Source organism: Nostoc sp. LPT (genome assembly GCF_017115165.1).
Lineage (GTDB): Bacteria > Cyanobacteriota > Cyanobacteriia > Cyanobacteriales > Nostocaceae > Nostoc.
Window position 1 is genome coordinate 23,584 of sequence record NZ_JABXKF010000015.1, and the last position, 13,351, is coordinate 36,934.

The window sequence follows — 13,351 nt, forward strand, 5'->3', positions numbered from 1 at the left end:
TATGCGTCCATACACCGCTATCTTAATTGTACCAACTGGCGTTGGGGCTGCCATTGGGGGTTATGCAGGAGATGCTTTGCCTGTTGCCAAAGTTATAGCACAGGTTTGCGATCGCCTAATTACTCACCCCAATGTCCTGAATGGCGCAAGTTTGTACTGGAATCTCCCTAACGCTTTCTATGTTGAAGGTTGCGGACTCGACAAATTCGCTTCTGGATGCTGGGGTTTACGTCCAGTCCGCACCAACAAAATAGGTTTGCTTTTAGACCAAGGCATTGAGCCAGAGTTACGGCTACGACATATACAAGCCGCCGATGCAGTCAGAGCAACTTTGGGATTGACCCTAACAGATTATGTAATTACTGATGCGCCATTAAATGTAGAATTACGGACTACAGCATCGGGAGCTAGTTGGGGGACAATTGGCAACCCGGATAGCTTATTACGGGCAGCAGAGATATTAATTAAAAAAGCGGGGGCAGAAGCGATCGCAGTTGTTGCCCGTTTCCCCGATGATATGGATGAGGAGGCAGTACAAAAATATCGCCACGGTGAAGGCGTAGATCCTTTAGCGGGTGCAGAAGCCGTAATTAGCCATTTGCTAGTGCGAACCTTTCAAATTCCTTGCGCCCATTCTCCCGCCCTTTTGAGCGAACCTCCACAACCTGATTTATCTCCCCGTTCCGCCGCCGAAGAATTGGGCTATACCTTTTTGCCCTGCGTCCTTGTCGGATTAAGTCGTGCCCCACAATTTATAGTAGAGAGAGGAGCAATAGGATCACAGCAAGAAGATATTTGGGTAGATGAAGTGGATGCTGCGATCGTACCTGCAAATGCTTGTGGTAGCAGTGCCTTACTGAGTTTAAGCCAAAGACGATGCCAAATAATTACAGTAGAAGAAAATAAAACTCTGATAAAAGTTCCTGCCCAACCCTTGGGGATCAAATCTATACAGGTAAACTCATATTTAGAAGCAGTAGGTGTATTGGTAGCACACAAAGCAGGTATCAATCCCTGCGCTCTCCGTCCCACATTATTACCTTTGCAGTCAGTAATTAAAAGTTAGGAGTTAGGAGTTATAAGTTATGAGTTAGGAGTTGTTATCTCCCTCATCTCCCTCATCTCCCACCCTACGGGAAGTTAAAGCTACATCTTTCCCAGTCTTTTTCTTCAATTTTGAATTTTGAATTTTGAATTTTGAATTGATTTCTCCCTCATCTCCCCCTAAAAACCCGTGATTGAACAACAAAAGCAAGAGCCAGAAATTCCATACCTGACGCGCATCCAAGTACTTGGGGCGATGGGAGCGACTGCAATCATTTTGTTGATAGTCGCCAAACTTTCGTTATACTTTGGCAACTTTTCGTTATTTTCTTGGGACTTGAACCAAAGAGAGTTGCTGTTAGGTGTAGGGTTGGGGTTCCTCATCACCGCGTTAAGCGGCTTAACTTATCACCTGTGGAGTGCCTATCGTAAAAGTGCAAATTATTACCTGGAAGTGGTACTGAAGCCTTTAGCTTTACCAGACTTAATTTGGCTGGGGTTGCTACCAGGGTTGAGTGAAGAATTATTATTTAGAGGTGTGATGCTACCAGCTTTAGGCTCCAATCTTACAGCTGTAATTGTATCCAGTCTTTGCTTTGGCATTTTGCATTTTAGCGGTTCCCAACAATGGCCTTATGTAATTTGGGCAACGATTATCGGGATGATATTGGCATATAGCGCCCTGCTCACAGGTAACTTGTTAGTGCCAATTGTCGCTCATATTATTACCAATTGGATTTCTAGCTATTTCTGGAAAATGCGGCAATTTTCGGCAATTAAAAAATAAATATTTGTCGATCGCCAGAATGTTATCACAATTTATGCCTAGTTTTTGGGCATTGGTTACATTAGATAACATCAGAAGTTGACAACTGGTCTAATTTATTGTTGTAGCTGGGCAAAAGTTCAACTTTTTTACTTTCTAGTTAGCCAACTGTGCGTTGCAATGCTTCGATACGTCCATGAGGGCGCTGTGCTGCACCGGACTATTAACCAGGAGACTACAGCAATGATGAAAGCTGAAGATATCATGACCAAAGACGTAGTTACCATTCGCGGTTCGGCAACTGTTGCTGAAGCGGTGGGGCTGATGAAGGATAAAGGATTGCGGGCGCTGGTTGTGGATCGTCGCTATGACAATGATGCTTATGGTATTGTCACAGAAACGGATATTGTCTATAAGATAACAGCCTACGGGAAAGATCCAAAGCAAGTGCGGGTTTATGAAATTATGAGCAAACCCTGCATTGTGGTCAATCCTGATTTGGGTGTGGAATATGTAGCGCGGTTATTTGCTAATACTGGTATTCATCGCGCACCTGTGATTCAAGGCAAGTTGTTGGGCATCATCTCGATTACCGACATTTTGACTAAAAGCGACTTTGTGGAAGCGCCAAAAGCGCTACTGCTGGAGGAGAGAATTCAAAAAGCAATTGAGCTTGCTCGTGCTATTTGCACTGAACAAGGTGCTTATTCTAAACCCTGTGCAGCTGCCTGGGATGAGGTAGAAGAACTTCAGGCAGAAGCAGCTCATCAGAAAGCTGAGGGTATGATATCAGCGAAAGTTTCTTTTGAAGAATACTGCAAGGAAAACCCCGATGCACCACAATGTCGAAATTATCATCCGTAATTGAAGTGGGGGGATGAGGGAGAATAATAGACATCTGGTGAAAAAGAATGTAGAGACTTACCACTGCTATGTTTCTGCAAGGGTTATGGATAACGCATATTTAATTTCACCAGGTGTTTAATATTGTTTGTGTACTTCTGCATCCCCCTCAATTTACCGTCTCGCAACTCGCATCAATAAGAATAAACCTATTCCCAAAAAAAGAAAGTTGGGCAACCAAGCCCCCATAAAGGGAGAGAGGACACCTGCTTGTGCGATCGCCCCACTAACAAAGAAAATTAAGTAGTACGAAAATATAACTACGACACTAATCCCAAAACTGGTACCTCTCCCCGTTCGCTGGGGTATGCTTCCCATCGCTGCACCTACCAAGCCAAAAACCACGCATACAAAGGGCAAAGAGATTTTTTGTTGAATCCGCACTTCAAGTTTACGAATTTTTTGGCGATCGCCACCAAGATTTTCCACTTCTAGTTGATTTAGTGCTTCAGAAATATTCATTTCACCATAATCGCGGCTTTTTTCTGCCAAACTTAATGGCGTGCGCGGTAGTTGCAGTTGTTGGTGTTCAAATTTGACGATGTTACGATAAGAGCGATCGGCAGCAACAAAATAGATTGTACCATTGTAAAAATCCCAGACATTTTCAGAAGGATTCCACTGAGCAGATTCTGATACCACAATCTGATTCAGATTTCTTGTTGAGCGATCTATAATTGTCAACCCTGTCATCCGCTTACCATCAAATTGGTCGGCGTAAAACAAGCGTGTCAATATCCGATTCTTAGAACCATCTGGCTGGGCAACATCCTGGTATTCAGGATAGAAAATATTTTGCTGTTTAAAAGTTGGCTTGTCTGATTTCAGGGCTTTCTCTAAAGTCATCGCCGCTTGATAATTTGCTGCTGGTGCAATTTCTTCGTTAAACACAAATGTCATTCCTGTGACTACAAGACTTAACATCACAGCAGTTAGCACCATGCGATAGACACTGACGCCACAACCACGCAGAGCAATGAGTTCGCTCTCGCTAGAAAGACGACTGTAGGTCATCAAAGTAGCCAGCAGCGTGGACATGGGGAAAGCTAGAACGATAAAATTGGGAAATTTTAACAAAAAAACTTGAATAGCAATGTCTATGGGTAGCCCAGATTCGACAATTTTTCTGACGAGATCAAATACAGCATCAATAGTGACGCCAATTGATGAAAAAGCTCCGACACCAAAGAAAAACGGCGCTAACAATTCGCTGGCAAGATAGCGATCCATGATCGTAAAAGGCAGCAGCGAATAGAGACTGTGGAAACTGAGCTTCTTTGATATCATAAGCAACTTTAAAATTCAAATATTGGCAACCCTGGCAAAGCAAAGCATCTCTACTGTATTTACTATCAAAATTAAATACTTAATGGCTAAAAGCTAACTAATAAATTCATGCTGAAGAATCAAAAATCAAAATATCCTTTGAAATTATTAACTAAATAATTATTAATTTAGACTTGAAAATTATCCCCTAAATAATATTGCCGCACGAGGGGATTGCTGTAGAGTTCGTCAGCAGCGCCAAAAGCGAGAATTTGTCCCTCACGCATGATGTAGGCGCGATCGGTAATGGCTAGGGTTTCACGGACATTATGATCTGTAATTAAAATTCCCATGCCGCGATCGCGCAGTTGTGCTACGATTTGCTGAATTTCTGAGACTGCGATCGGATCAACTCCCGCAAATGGTTCATCCAAAAGTAAAAATTTTGGCCCTTCTCGTCCAGCAGCTAAAGACCTTGCTAATTCCGTCCGCCGTCGCTCACCACCAGAAAGTTGAATTCCTTTACTCCTAGCTAATTTTTCCAACCGAAACTCCCGCAGTAAAGTATTGAGTCGCCTTGACCACTCCCATCGTGGCACATTAGTTTGTTCTAGCACTAACAGAATATTATCCTCTACTGAGAGTTGGCGAAAAACACTTGCTTCTTGTGCTAAATAGCCAATACCCAGTCGTGCCCTTTCATGCATTGGCATTCCCGTCACCTCTACATTACCCAGCCAGACTTTTCCTAGATTGGGTTTTTCTAAACCTGTAGCAATGTAAAAGGTTGTGGTTTTACCAGCCCCATTGGGGCCTAGTAAACCAACAACTTCACCCTGAGCAACAGAAAGGTTGACACGATTGACAATTACTCGCTTGCCGTAAGATTTGTGAATATTTTCTAAAACAATTTTCACGCTGGAAGCTACCCTTTATTAGTGGTAAATGCTAATTAGAAGGCTTCAAAGGTGGTGTCTTTGGGGCAGGTGTCGCAGTTTGTCCATTATTATCTGATTCCTGCACCATGTAGATGGACTCTACCTGACGGTTGGATTGGGGTAAAGCAACAAATCGCCCTTCATCAATTAAATAGGTTACTTTCTCCGCCCGAATACTGTTACCGCCCTGTTGCAAAATATAGACATTGCCACTGAAATCAATTCGGCGTTCTTTACTAAAATACTGTGCTTGGGCAGATGTTGCCTGAATTTGGCGAGCCGGATACAACATTTGCACATTACCGCGAGCCGTGATTACTTGATTTTTCGCGTCATATTCTTGCACATCAGCGCGGATAGTGAGGGGGCGATTTGCCTGAGATGTTTGTGCAGTAGCGGTTTGCACTTGGGTAGGGAAGGCAAAAGCGCCCAAAAGTGCAGCTGGCAGCATTAAAGCTAATCCAAAGCGACGTATCTGGGATAAGGGCAATTGATAGCAGGGCATCATAGCAATTGGGGATTTAGGATTTCAGCTTGCATTCTAATTATCTCAAGTACTTTATCCAGATATGAAATATACAATCTGGAGTGATTTCCGATAACTACTGGCTGAAATAGTGACGCTACCCCCAACCTCAAGGTTTCAGGTAATTGACATAACAAGTGAAAATGACGCAGGCAGAGTATTGTGCCTTAAGCCGCTTTACGTCTACATGAATTGTGCCTACCAGGGATTTCGGGCAACGCATAATTTCACCAGATGTCTAATCAATAGTCAGCACAATTTTAGGCAAAGATAAGACTTGATTTTCACCCAACTCACCAGATGTAATCAAGTCTTGCCCTATTTGTTGTAAAGTTGTCAACAAAACTGCGCTCTGACTCAATAGCTCATCTACGTCAATGCCGCCGTAAGTAGATGGGTAACGGCGTAGGCGATTGCTGCCTTCTCCCAATAGAATTACAGCACCTCGCCAGTTCCGATTTTCCAAATGATACAGTGCTACAGCAATTTGGAGAATTCCCTGATAAAAGGTTTTTTCCGGTTCGCCAGCTTCAATCCACAAAGCCTCTAAAGTGTCATGACAGGCGTAGAACTGTCCAGAATTGAACTGGTCTACGCCTTGCCAAAACTCTTGGGGAATGATTTCGCTCATCCCATGCTGTCTCGTACTTCTTTGATTGTTTCCAGAGAGATTTCTTGTTTTTCTCCAGCAAACTCATTGTCAGGGGTGAGGAATAACATGCAATGGCACTCTTTGCGTTCTCTCATCGGCACACAAGGACAGTTCCAATATGTGGCGTGAATCTCAGCTTCTTTATCTTCGTAATGGCGACAAGGACATAAAGGCGCACCTAGATCGTCTTTATGTTTGGCTAATCCTTCAATCACAACTGCGGTGACAGAAGGTTCAGAACAGAAGTATGTTCCAGTACGCTTGGCGTATTGTTCGGAAAAATGCCGCATTGCCTCTAGGCTTTTATCGCTGGATTTTGTATTATGTTCTGATGTGATCATGTCGCTCATAATTTAAATATTTCTTTGCATTCATTGTACCTTAGCCTCACTAAGGGATTACTGGGTGTATTTCCCCAACCTTGCCTGCTCAACTTATTTTACCTTTGCTCAAAGGCTGATATATCCGCTGTACTGGGATCGGAGAAAATCCCAGAAATCGCAGAAGCTTAAGTTGTCAGCAGTCTTTGAAATTATAAAATTTGAATTGATTTATGAATGTAATGTTTTTTGTAGTTGGGTTTGCAGTGAGCGTAAGCCTAGCCCGTCGTAGACATCGCTTTGTAAAACTATACCAGGGTGTTCCCAATTGATTACCTCTTGTTCTGCTGGTGAGGAAATATTTGGCCACAAAACCCAGCGACTGCCTTGAGGAAGAGTAGCAAGGCTTAGAGGATTCTGAGTCAGCCAAATCAAAGGATAGCTTTTAGGAACAACTGAACTGGCATCTTCTAGAGATGCGATTGCTGCCAAGGTTTCTAGAACAAAGCAATCGCCTTTGATTAAATTTGTTGATGCTGTCCACAGTTGCACCTGTAATTGCTGTTTTTGTGCATAAAAGTACAGCGATGCTGCGGTAATTACTGCTTGTTCAAAGTTTTCTTCTTCCCACTTGCTAGCACTGTCAAGGGCAATAACTATTTCTTGTCCACCTGTTACCATTTCTAACTCCCGCACCCTTAATTCACCATAACGGGCACTAGTCCGCCAGTGAATCAAGCGAGTAGGATCTCCTAAACGATAAGGACGGAGCGATCGCACCAGCCCTGTTGTCGCTGTCTGCAAGGGTCTACCACGAGGATCGCCCCTTTTGCTCTCTTCTTGCCCCATTTCGTCTACTAGGGGGCAGCTAGCCAAGGGCAACACTGTCGGATAAACGATCGCTGTAGCAGCACAATCACGCTGACGGCGACACCAGAACAATCCCAAAGGCGCACCAGAACCAAGTTCGACTGTGTGCCAGCGATAAACACCCCGGCGCTGGGTAGGGTGGTAATATACCCAACGGTAACTGCCTTGGCTAGGAATTGTTTCGATTGCCTTTTGTACTGGTTTCCCTAAGACGAAGGGCAGTGTATCTTCAACTTGCAATAAGCTTACAGGCTGCTGTGTCTGATTGCAGATTTCTAATTCCACCGTAAGATCGTCGCCTGCTGATACAGGTTGTATGGGACGGCGGGTGATGGATAGACCTGTGAGCGATCGCGGCGGTAAGATGGCTGCTACACCCAAAAGGGCAAAACTAATGCCGCTAATGGCGTAAAGCCAGCCAGCCATCGTATTGATACCTGCGCCAAAAAAACAAATAGCCGTTGCTGCTAGTACCCAACCGCCATAAGCAGGGGCACTGGCGCGGGTTTCTAACCAATTGGTGATGGGTTTGATAATTTTCATGTTTCTTTTTTAACCCAACACCACCCAAAATTCACAGTATCTCAGGGGTTCGCCAAAAAAGCTTTTAGTTGGATTCCTCAAAAAGAGATGGAAAGTTACGACGACCACTTACAACTCTTAGAATTTCGATACCATCATCTAATACTCTGTAGAAAACGATATAACCTTGCAAGGATACACCTCGGAGGTCTGGACGAATTTTTGCGTAACTTTTACCACTGTTTGGAAAGGTAACAAGTTGTTGGCACTTGCGGTTGAATTCACTGAAAAATCGCTCTCCTGCTTCAAAGTTAGTTTCAGCAAAGTAGTCAGCAATTTCATTGATATCTCGGCTGGCAAGAATGTTGATGACGTAGCGACTCATGCTTGCGCCTGCTGTCCTTGTCGAAACCGCTCTAGAATTTGGTTTACAAATGTCTCTCCATCAATAGGAGGCGTTTGGTCTGAAGCTAAAATCGCCGCATCAATTTTTTCTCTTACATTCTCGACCCATTCAGCATCGGCGCGATCGTATTCATCAAGCAACCGTAAGGCAATTTCAAGGGCTTCCTCTGCGGACTGATATTTCCCAGACTGGAGCTTGGTTTGAATAAAGCGTTCTTGATCGGGTGTCAGACTGATACTCATAGAAAACCTCTATTCAGATTATTCACCATTTTAAATTAAAAAACTCACCCTGCTTTTTCGTTCAGTTAAGGTTTATTCAAGAAACACAGTAAGTCATATTCCCATTTGCCAATAACTTCTATTCTGTATAAATGCGGTACAATTCACCACAATATTTGCACAGGATAACTTTCAAACACACTGTCTCTAGTAATTAGACTTGTCGCTAAATAAGACCTAAAAAACGATGAAATGGATTTCTCAACTTGACTCATCAACTTATGCAGCCATCAAGTAGAAATTCCAGAGTCCGGTGGCAGTGAGCATGAAGCGATCGTCCAAATCATCAATGCGATTTCTGTACAATGCTGTAGCAGCATTGTATCTCTTAATGCCTGATATAGTGTGTTCGCATTTAACGCGATTGCTACTTTTGTCGCGATTAGATTGTTTCTGTTCCTCAGTCAGTTCTTTACCTCTAGGTTTTTTATCAGGAATCTTGATGTTAACAAATTCATTTTGTAAATCTTGGAAACCCGAGTCTACATGAATCGGAATATTATCTGGCACAAAATCTGCTAATTTTTCCTCGTTCAATTGTCGTTTGTCATGAACCTTACCTTCCCTTGCATGAGATAGTACTAACACCCGTTTATTTTGGTCTGTCATCACTAAGTGTTTGCGAGTATGGCGCTTTTTTTTACCCGAATAATGCATTGGGTGCTTGTTTTGGTCTTTGGGACGCTGAATGGGTCGTTCTGTCCCATCAATCATCACTTCTTGGGCGGATGGAAAACGAGTCGTAAAATCTTCAATACTCTCCAATTTGCGTTCTGGTAAGACCATTTTCTGACCCAAGACACTCTCCAGCAATGGTTGTAGTCTTAACATCCAACGGTGTGCCCGACTGCGGTGTAGGTCAAAAAGCACTCCTGCAACAAACATCAAAGGTGGGATAGCACTTGAAATAGAACAATATGAAAAATAGCTTGTCTTCTACTCGCTGCAATCGAGCTTTTCTGCCCCCACCTATAGACCGTTTCCGAGGCTTTTCGCTTTTAGCGATCGCTTCAGTGTTGAGTACAATTTCAAAGGCAACTGACAATTCATCGAATGCCTTATGATTCAGCCCAGTTAATGCTCTTAGCAGACGATCTTCCTTTAGCACCCGATTGATGTCTAGCATTTTCCTGTCTCATCCCAACCGCTAATCGCTGATTTTACCTTATTAAGCGACAGGTCTAATCTATGGATGCTCTCCACTAAACTTTGAGAAATTATGAGCCGATCAAATGGATCTTTATGATAAGAAGGCAACTTTGCTAACTCATCTAAATGTTCTGGTCGTATTTCAAGCAATTCAATAGCATTACCATAAATTTGTTGCTTGACCAACTCAGTAAAAGTCATTTCCAGTTTTAGCTTGTCGATACTGACCTTGATAGAAATTTCCCAAAGACTCGCAATGCTCAAAAATCTTTGATTTCCCCGATCTTCAATAAAGTTTTTTGCTGTGTCACTGAGGTTGAAACTGCCCTCAATAAACCATAAAAACGTATGAGTGTCGAGCAGGAGCCTCATGGAGCGTATTCCTCAAAATCTGCCAACGGCTCATCAAAATCATCTGACATTTTTACTAAACCCCTAGCACTACCAAACTTGGGGCGTACTTCTACTCCATTAAGTGGCACAATTTTGAAAGATGTCCCATCATTACGCATGATGATGACTTCTTCTCCAGCAGCCGCCTCTTCAATTAATTCTGCTAGGCGAGTCTCAGCTTCTTTCAAATTAACTTGGTGCATTGATAGTCTTTACCAAAACCCTATATTTTGAATATAACTTTTTTGTCAGTTATTGACTCAAGGATCTTTTCATGTGGGCAATACTGAAAAACTCCTCAGTTAACAGAGGAATATCAGATGTATCGATTCCCTCCTCTGTGAGTAAGTTAACTTTGTCCGAGTTCGTCCTTGAGGAATTGTTCATAGGGGCTGCTGGCGCTGGGCGACTCGGATTAAGAACCTTAATGCCTCATTCACTTCTTCATCGTTGGGAAAAGCTTGGGCAACATCAGGATCTAACAGTACAAAGTTACAGATAGCGAGAGTCAGTTACGAATTGTATGCACAACTTAACAATTTATCTGTATTTTGGTGGTTTGCATCTATAAATTTATAATTGTATATGATTAGATTATGGAATTTAGGGAGAAGGTGGAAATATGACCATTACTACCAACTTAAAGCAACTCTATGAAACCGATGAGAATTTATGGTTGGAAGAAACTATTGAATTATTAAAACAAAAACAGTTTAACCAACTTGATTTAGAAAACCTCATTGAGGAATTAATCAGTTTGGGAAAAAGAGATTTAGCGAAAGCAAAAAGTCTATTAAGGCAAATTATTATTCATATATTATTATTCCAATATTGGCAGGTAGAATATGAAAGAAACTATCGTCATTGGATTGGAGAAATTAAAACCTTTAGATATGACTTAAATAATCATTTAACGACAAATTTAATAAACAAGTTACAGAATGATTTAGAAAATATTTATCAAAGTGCGGTTGATTTTGTGAAAATTAAAACCGATTTAACTAGTTTTCTAGAAAAGTGTCCTTATACTCTTGTGCAATTATTAGATGAAAATTATTTACCTTAAATATATCAGTTTTATTTGATTTTTGTGAAATGAAAGCAGCACCGAGAGGCGATGTCTACGACGGGCTACGCTTACACACTGTAAATCTATGCTGCTAAGAAAGCGATCGCTTTCTGTAAGAATCCCTGCTGACTAGCGATGTCTACGAAAAGCTCGCCTATGCGTTAAATCTCTCGACGAAATGCCCTAATAGCTTCTCCAGCATCAGTCTCAGCCATCAAAATGTAGCGTCTCAGTAAATCCAAATTTAGGTCATTGAGTCCGGGCAGTTGGCTGCGCTCAACGCATTCATAGCTGCCGTCATGCAGATGATAGAGCGTTAACAGCCCATCTTCCCAAAACCAGACTTCCAGTACTCCCAGAGCTTTATAGCGCTCTAACTTGCTGATACCACCACTAGTAAAAACGACTTCGATAGACAAATCTGAAATCGGTTTAGCGCTGCCAATACAGTAAGACTCGTCTGCTTGAACCGAGACAACCCCTTCTTTTTCCTGCGTCATTGATCGGGTTGGCTGAAAGAAAATGCCTTTTTCGACGAGAAAGGTTGTCACTAAATAACCGATGATACTTGCAAAAATTTCATGTTCGCGTCCCGGCATGAGAATCTCGATTGTATCGTCATAGTAAAACAGTCGCACACCAGGAGAACCGTCAAAACCCTTTTGGATGAACTTGAACTGTTCCCACGTCCCATAATGGACGATGCGTTGATCGGTAGTTCGGTCAAGTAGTGGGGGCATCGCATTCACCTCTAGCAATCCCTGCCTGAATTGTGACATACTCTTTGCCAGCATGACTATGCATAGGCTTTGAAAATAATTGATTTGTTTGCGATCGCTCCTTGATGATTTGCTGTATTGCGACGCCGAATAGCCCGTCGTAGACATCGCTTTGTGTGAAAATATGCCAAGGAGGAATCGCACTGTAAATCTCTGCTATAGTTTGGCGATCGCTTTTTATAAAAATGCCTACTGGCTAGCGATCTGTCTTTACCAACAACTTGAGCAGCTAACGTTACGCGGCGTTGATTATGCTGATTCTAGATGAGTGACCGGAATTTGTTCGGTTCTTTCAGGGAGTTTCGCTCCAGTTGCAACAGCATGAACCGCATGAAGAATATCGGCAGAATAGTACCGATTGCCACAGGTATTACAAACACCAATCGTCACATCTTCGAGGATGACAAATCCATCTCTATGTTTGAATGCCTCGCGCTTGACAATTCGAGGTTGAACAGTTCCTTCGCAATACTCGCATCTATATCCATACATACAGCTAGCCTTGGGCTTCAGTGACTTGATAAACAGTGATAATTAAATAACGTCTGTTGCTTGCAAAACGCCCAACAATCCCAACAGGCGTTTGTTGATCTAATGCAGTTCCTACTACTATATATTTTCTTCCTCTTCGGTCATCTTTTTCAACTCGAATGACTTGACCTTTCAGAACCGCCTCTTCCACATCTAAAATCGTCAGCATATCCTCAGCCATTTCTTCCATTGCATGGGCTGACATATCATATTGGCGGAGTCTAATCTTTTCTCTTATGCAGTCAATATCACTGCGAGGCACTTGTTTATTCAGGTAACATTCTGCTAATGATACCAAGTCTTAAGACTACACCTTGTGATGCTCAACAGTTGCCATTTAGGAATTTGAGTAATCACTTTTCATATTTAGTGTCATGTATAAAAAAAGGGGAATTGTTCATAGCGTTGTGTTGGGCTGCTGGCGCTGGGCGACCTGGATTAACAACCTTAATGCCTCATTCACTGCTTTATCGTTGGGAAAAGCTTGGGCAACATCGGGATCTAAAAGTACTAGGTTCGTTTTTGTACGATATCGCTCAACATATTTACCTCTAACCCCGCTTGCCATTTGAGCGAAGTCGTACTCAGGACGTAATTCATCTTCCATTTCGTTTTCAACTTTCTTGTTCATAAAACCTCTTCTCCTGGCGAGTAGCATTTCGGGCGCTGATAATTCGTATCTTTTCCCCTCTATCAGTATGTGCAACAACTAAAAGTTGTTCAAACTTAGATAAGCCAATAATAACGTAGCGACTTTCTCTAATGGAGTGGTCAGGATCAGGAAAAGTTACGGATAGCGGGTCATTAAATACGGTTGCAGCTTCCTGAAAAGAAACACCATGTTTCTCAAGGTTTAGTGTTGCTTTGTCTGGATTCCATTCAAATTTCATTTACAAATCTCTTTGCCTTTCCTTTCCAGAGTTTAACAGGCTGTTT

Annotated in this window: 23 protein-coding genes; 5 read left to right on the forward strand and 18 right to left on the reverse strand. The window is 42.4% G+C overall.

Annotated features, from left to right (window positions below; all coding sequences use genetic code 11):
• The first annotated feature begins 1 nt into the window (after position 1).
• The 3 genes from HWQ58_RS02715 (at position 2) to HWQ58_RS02725 (ending at position 2,674) form a co-directional block, all read left to right on the forward strand.
• Positions 2 to 1,066, forward strand: a complete 1,065-nt coding sequence (locus HWQ58_RS02715; RefSeq protein ID WP_292857396.1) for a DUF3326 domain-containing protein — start codon at positions 2 to 4, stop codon at positions 1,064 to 1,066.
• Between the two features lie 168 nt (positions 1,067 to 1,234).
• Positions 1,235 to 1,831 (forward strand): CPBP family intramembrane glutamic endopeptidase, encoded by a 597-nt coding sequence (locus HWQ58_RS02720; RefSeq protein ID WP_292857399.1) that lies wholly within the window; start codon positions 1,235 to 1,237, stop codon positions 1,829 to 1,831.
• A 222-nt stretch (positions 1,832 to 2,053) separates the two neighbouring features.
• Positions 2,054 to 2,674: a CBS domain-containing protein gene (locus tag HWQ58_RS02725; protein WP_292857402.1), complete on the forward strand. Its 621-nt coding sequence runs from the start codon at positions 2,054 to 2,056 to the stop codon at positions 2,672 to 2,674.
• 153 nt (positions 2,675 to 2,827) lie between these two features.
• Here the strand turns inward: HWQ58_RS02725 and HWQ58_RS02730 are convergent, their stop codons facing one another.
• From HWQ58_RS02730 to HWQ58_RS02790, 13 genes are all read right to left on the reverse strand, one after another.
• On the reverse strand, positions 2,828 to 3,943 hold the full coding sequence (locus HWQ58_RS02730; RefSeq protein WP_292857405.1) for an LptF/LptG family permease: 1,116 nt from the start codon (positions 3,941 to 3,943) through the stop codon (positions 2,828 to 2,830).
• A 224-nt stretch (positions 3,944 to 4,167) separates the two neighbouring features.
• On the reverse strand, positions 4,168 to 4,896 hold the full coding sequence (gene lptB / locus HWQ58_RS02735; RefSeq protein ID WP_292857408.1) for an LPS export ABC transporter ATP-binding protein: 729 nt from the start codon (positions 4,894 to 4,896) through the stop codon (positions 4,168 to 4,170).
• A gap of 31 nt (positions 4,897 to 4,927) precedes the next feature.
• On the reverse strand, positions 4,928 to 5,425 hold the full coding sequence (locus tag HWQ58_RS02740; protein WP_292857411.1) for an LptA/OstA family protein: 498 nt from the start codon (positions 5,423 to 5,425) through the stop codon (positions 4,928 to 4,930).
• A 256-nt stretch (positions 5,426 to 5,681) separates the two neighbouring features.
• Positions 5,682 to 6,074 (reverse strand): DUF309 domain-containing protein, encoded by a 393-nt coding sequence (locus HWQ58_RS02745; RefSeq protein WP_292857414.1) that lies wholly within the window; start codon positions 6,072 to 6,074, stop codon positions 5,682 to 5,684.
• The gene (locus HWQ58_RS02750; protein WP_292857539.1) at positions 6,071 to 6,436 is read right to left on the reverse strand and encodes a ferredoxin thioredoxin reductase catalytic beta subunit; all 366 of its coding nucleotides are present in this window, start codon (positions 6,434 to 6,436) and stop codon (positions 6,071 to 6,073) included. Before HWQ58_RS02750 ends, HWQ58_RS02745 begins: the two co-directional genes overlap by 4 nt.
• A 210-nt stretch (positions 6,437 to 6,646) precedes the next feature.
• Complete coding sequence (locus tag HWQ58_RS02755) at positions 6,647 to 7,828, reverse strand: DUF58 domain-containing protein (RefSeq protein ID WP_292857417.1); 1,182 nt, start codon at positions 7,826 to 7,828, stop codon at positions 6,647 to 6,649.
• A gap of 64 nt (positions 7,829 to 7,892) precedes the next feature.
• Entirely contained in the window at positions 7,893 to 8,192 is a 300-nt protein-coding gene (locus tag HWQ58_RS02760) for a type II toxin-antitoxin system RelE/ParE family toxin (RefSeq protein ID WP_292857420.1), read from the reverse strand.
• Entirely contained in the window at positions 8,189 to 8,455 is a 267-nt protein-coding gene (locus tag HWQ58_RS02765) for a type II toxin-antitoxin system ParD family antitoxin (RefSeq protein WP_292857423.1), read from the reverse strand. The genes HWQ58_RS02760 and HWQ58_RS02765 overlap by 4 nt, the downstream gene beginning before the upstream one ends.
• A gap of 258 nt (positions 8,456 to 8,713) precedes the next feature.
• On the reverse strand, positions 8,714 to 9,379 hold the full coding sequence (locus HWQ58_RS02770; protein ID WP_292857426.1) for a transposase family protein: 666 nt from the start codon (positions 9,377 to 9,379) through the stop codon (positions 8,714 to 8,716).
• Positions 9,354 to 9,620, reverse strand: a complete 267-nt coding sequence (locus HWQ58_RS02775; protein WP_292857429.1) for a hypothetical protein — start codon at positions 9,618 to 9,620, stop codon at positions 9,354 to 9,356. The genes HWQ58_RS02770 and HWQ58_RS02775 overlap by 26 nt, the downstream gene beginning before the upstream one ends.
• Positions 9,614 to 10,015, reverse strand: a complete 402-nt coding sequence (locus HWQ58_RS02780) for a type II toxin-antitoxin system VapC family toxin (protein ID WP_292857432.1) — start codon at positions 10,013 to 10,015, stop codon at positions 9,614 to 9,616. The genes HWQ58_RS02775 and HWQ58_RS02780 overlap by 7 nt, the downstream gene beginning before the upstream one ends.
• A complete protein-coding gene (locus HWQ58_RS02785) occupies positions 10,012 to 10,239 on the reverse strand; it encodes a type II toxin-antitoxin system Phd/YefM family antitoxin (RefSeq protein WP_292857435.1) in 228 nt (75 codons plus the stop codon). Before HWQ58_RS02785 ends, HWQ58_RS02780 begins: the two co-directional genes overlap by 4 nt.
• Before the next feature lie 49 nt (positions 10,240 to 10,288).
• A complete protein-coding gene (locus HWQ58_RS02790) occupies positions 10,289 to 10,423 on the reverse strand; it encodes a hypothetical protein (protein ID WP_292857438.1) in 135 nt (44 codons plus the stop codon).
• A gap of 235 nt (positions 10,424 to 10,658) precedes the next feature.
• Between HWQ58_RS02790 and HWQ58_RS02795 the strand changes: the two genes are divergently transcribed.
• Positions 10,659 to 11,102, forward strand: coding sequence for a DUF29 domain-containing protein (locus HWQ58_RS02795; protein WP_292857441.1), 444 nt, complete (start codon positions 10,659 to 10,661; stop codon positions 11,100 to 11,102).
• A gap of 164 nt (positions 11,103 to 11,266) precedes the next feature.
• Here the strand turns inward: HWQ58_RS02795 and HWQ58_RS02800 are convergent, their stop codons facing one another.
• Positions 11,267 to 11,992, reverse strand: a complete 726-nt coding sequence (locus HWQ58_RS02800) for a Uma2 family endonuclease (RefSeq protein ID WP_292857444.1) — start codon at positions 11,990 to 11,992, stop codon at positions 11,267 to 11,269.
• A gap of 16 nt (positions 11,993 to 12,008) precedes the next feature.
• Here HWQ58_RS02800 and HWQ58_RS02805 point away from each other — a divergent pair, with 16 nt between their 5' ends.
• Entirely contained in the window at positions 12,009 to 12,152 is a 144-nt protein-coding gene (locus HWQ58_RS02805) for a hypothetical protein (RefSeq protein ID WP_292857446.1), read from the forward strand.
• Here the strand turns inward: HWQ58_RS02805 and HWQ58_RS02810 are convergent.
• The 4 genes from HWQ58_RS02810 to HWQ58_RS02825 form a co-directional block, all read right to left on the reverse strand.
• Positions 12,134 to 12,376: a YgiT-type zinc finger protein gene (locus HWQ58_RS02810; RefSeq protein WP_292857449.1), complete on the reverse strand. Its 243-nt coding sequence runs from the start codon at positions 12,374 to 12,376 to the stop codon at positions 12,134 to 12,136. The two genes, HWQ58_RS02805 and HWQ58_RS02810, sit on opposite strands and share 19 nt — an antisense overlap.
• A 4-nt stretch (positions 12,377 to 12,380) precedes the next feature.
• Positions 12,381 to 12,620 carry a DUF4258 domain-containing protein gene (locus tag HWQ58_RS02815; RefSeq protein ID WP_292857452.1) on the reverse strand — a complete coding sequence of 80 codons (240 nt, stop codon included), beginning with the start codon at positions 12,618 to 12,620 and terminating at the stop codon, positions 12,381 to 12,383.
• Positions 12,621 to 12,812: 192 nt separating this feature from the next.
• The gene (locus HWQ58_RS02820; RefSeq protein WP_292857455.1) at positions 12,813 to 13,046 is read right to left on the reverse strand and encodes a hypothetical protein; all 234 of its coding nucleotides are present in this window, start codon (positions 13,044 to 13,046) and stop codon (positions 12,813 to 12,815) included.
• On the reverse strand, positions 13,030 to 13,305 hold the full coding sequence (locus HWQ58_RS02825; RefSeq protein WP_292857458.1) for a BrnT family toxin: 276 nt from the start codon (positions 13,303 to 13,305) through the stop codon (positions 13,030 to 13,032). Before HWQ58_RS02825 ends, HWQ58_RS02820 begins: the two co-directional genes overlap by 17 nt.
• Positions 13,306 to 13,351 lie beyond the last annotated feature (46 nt).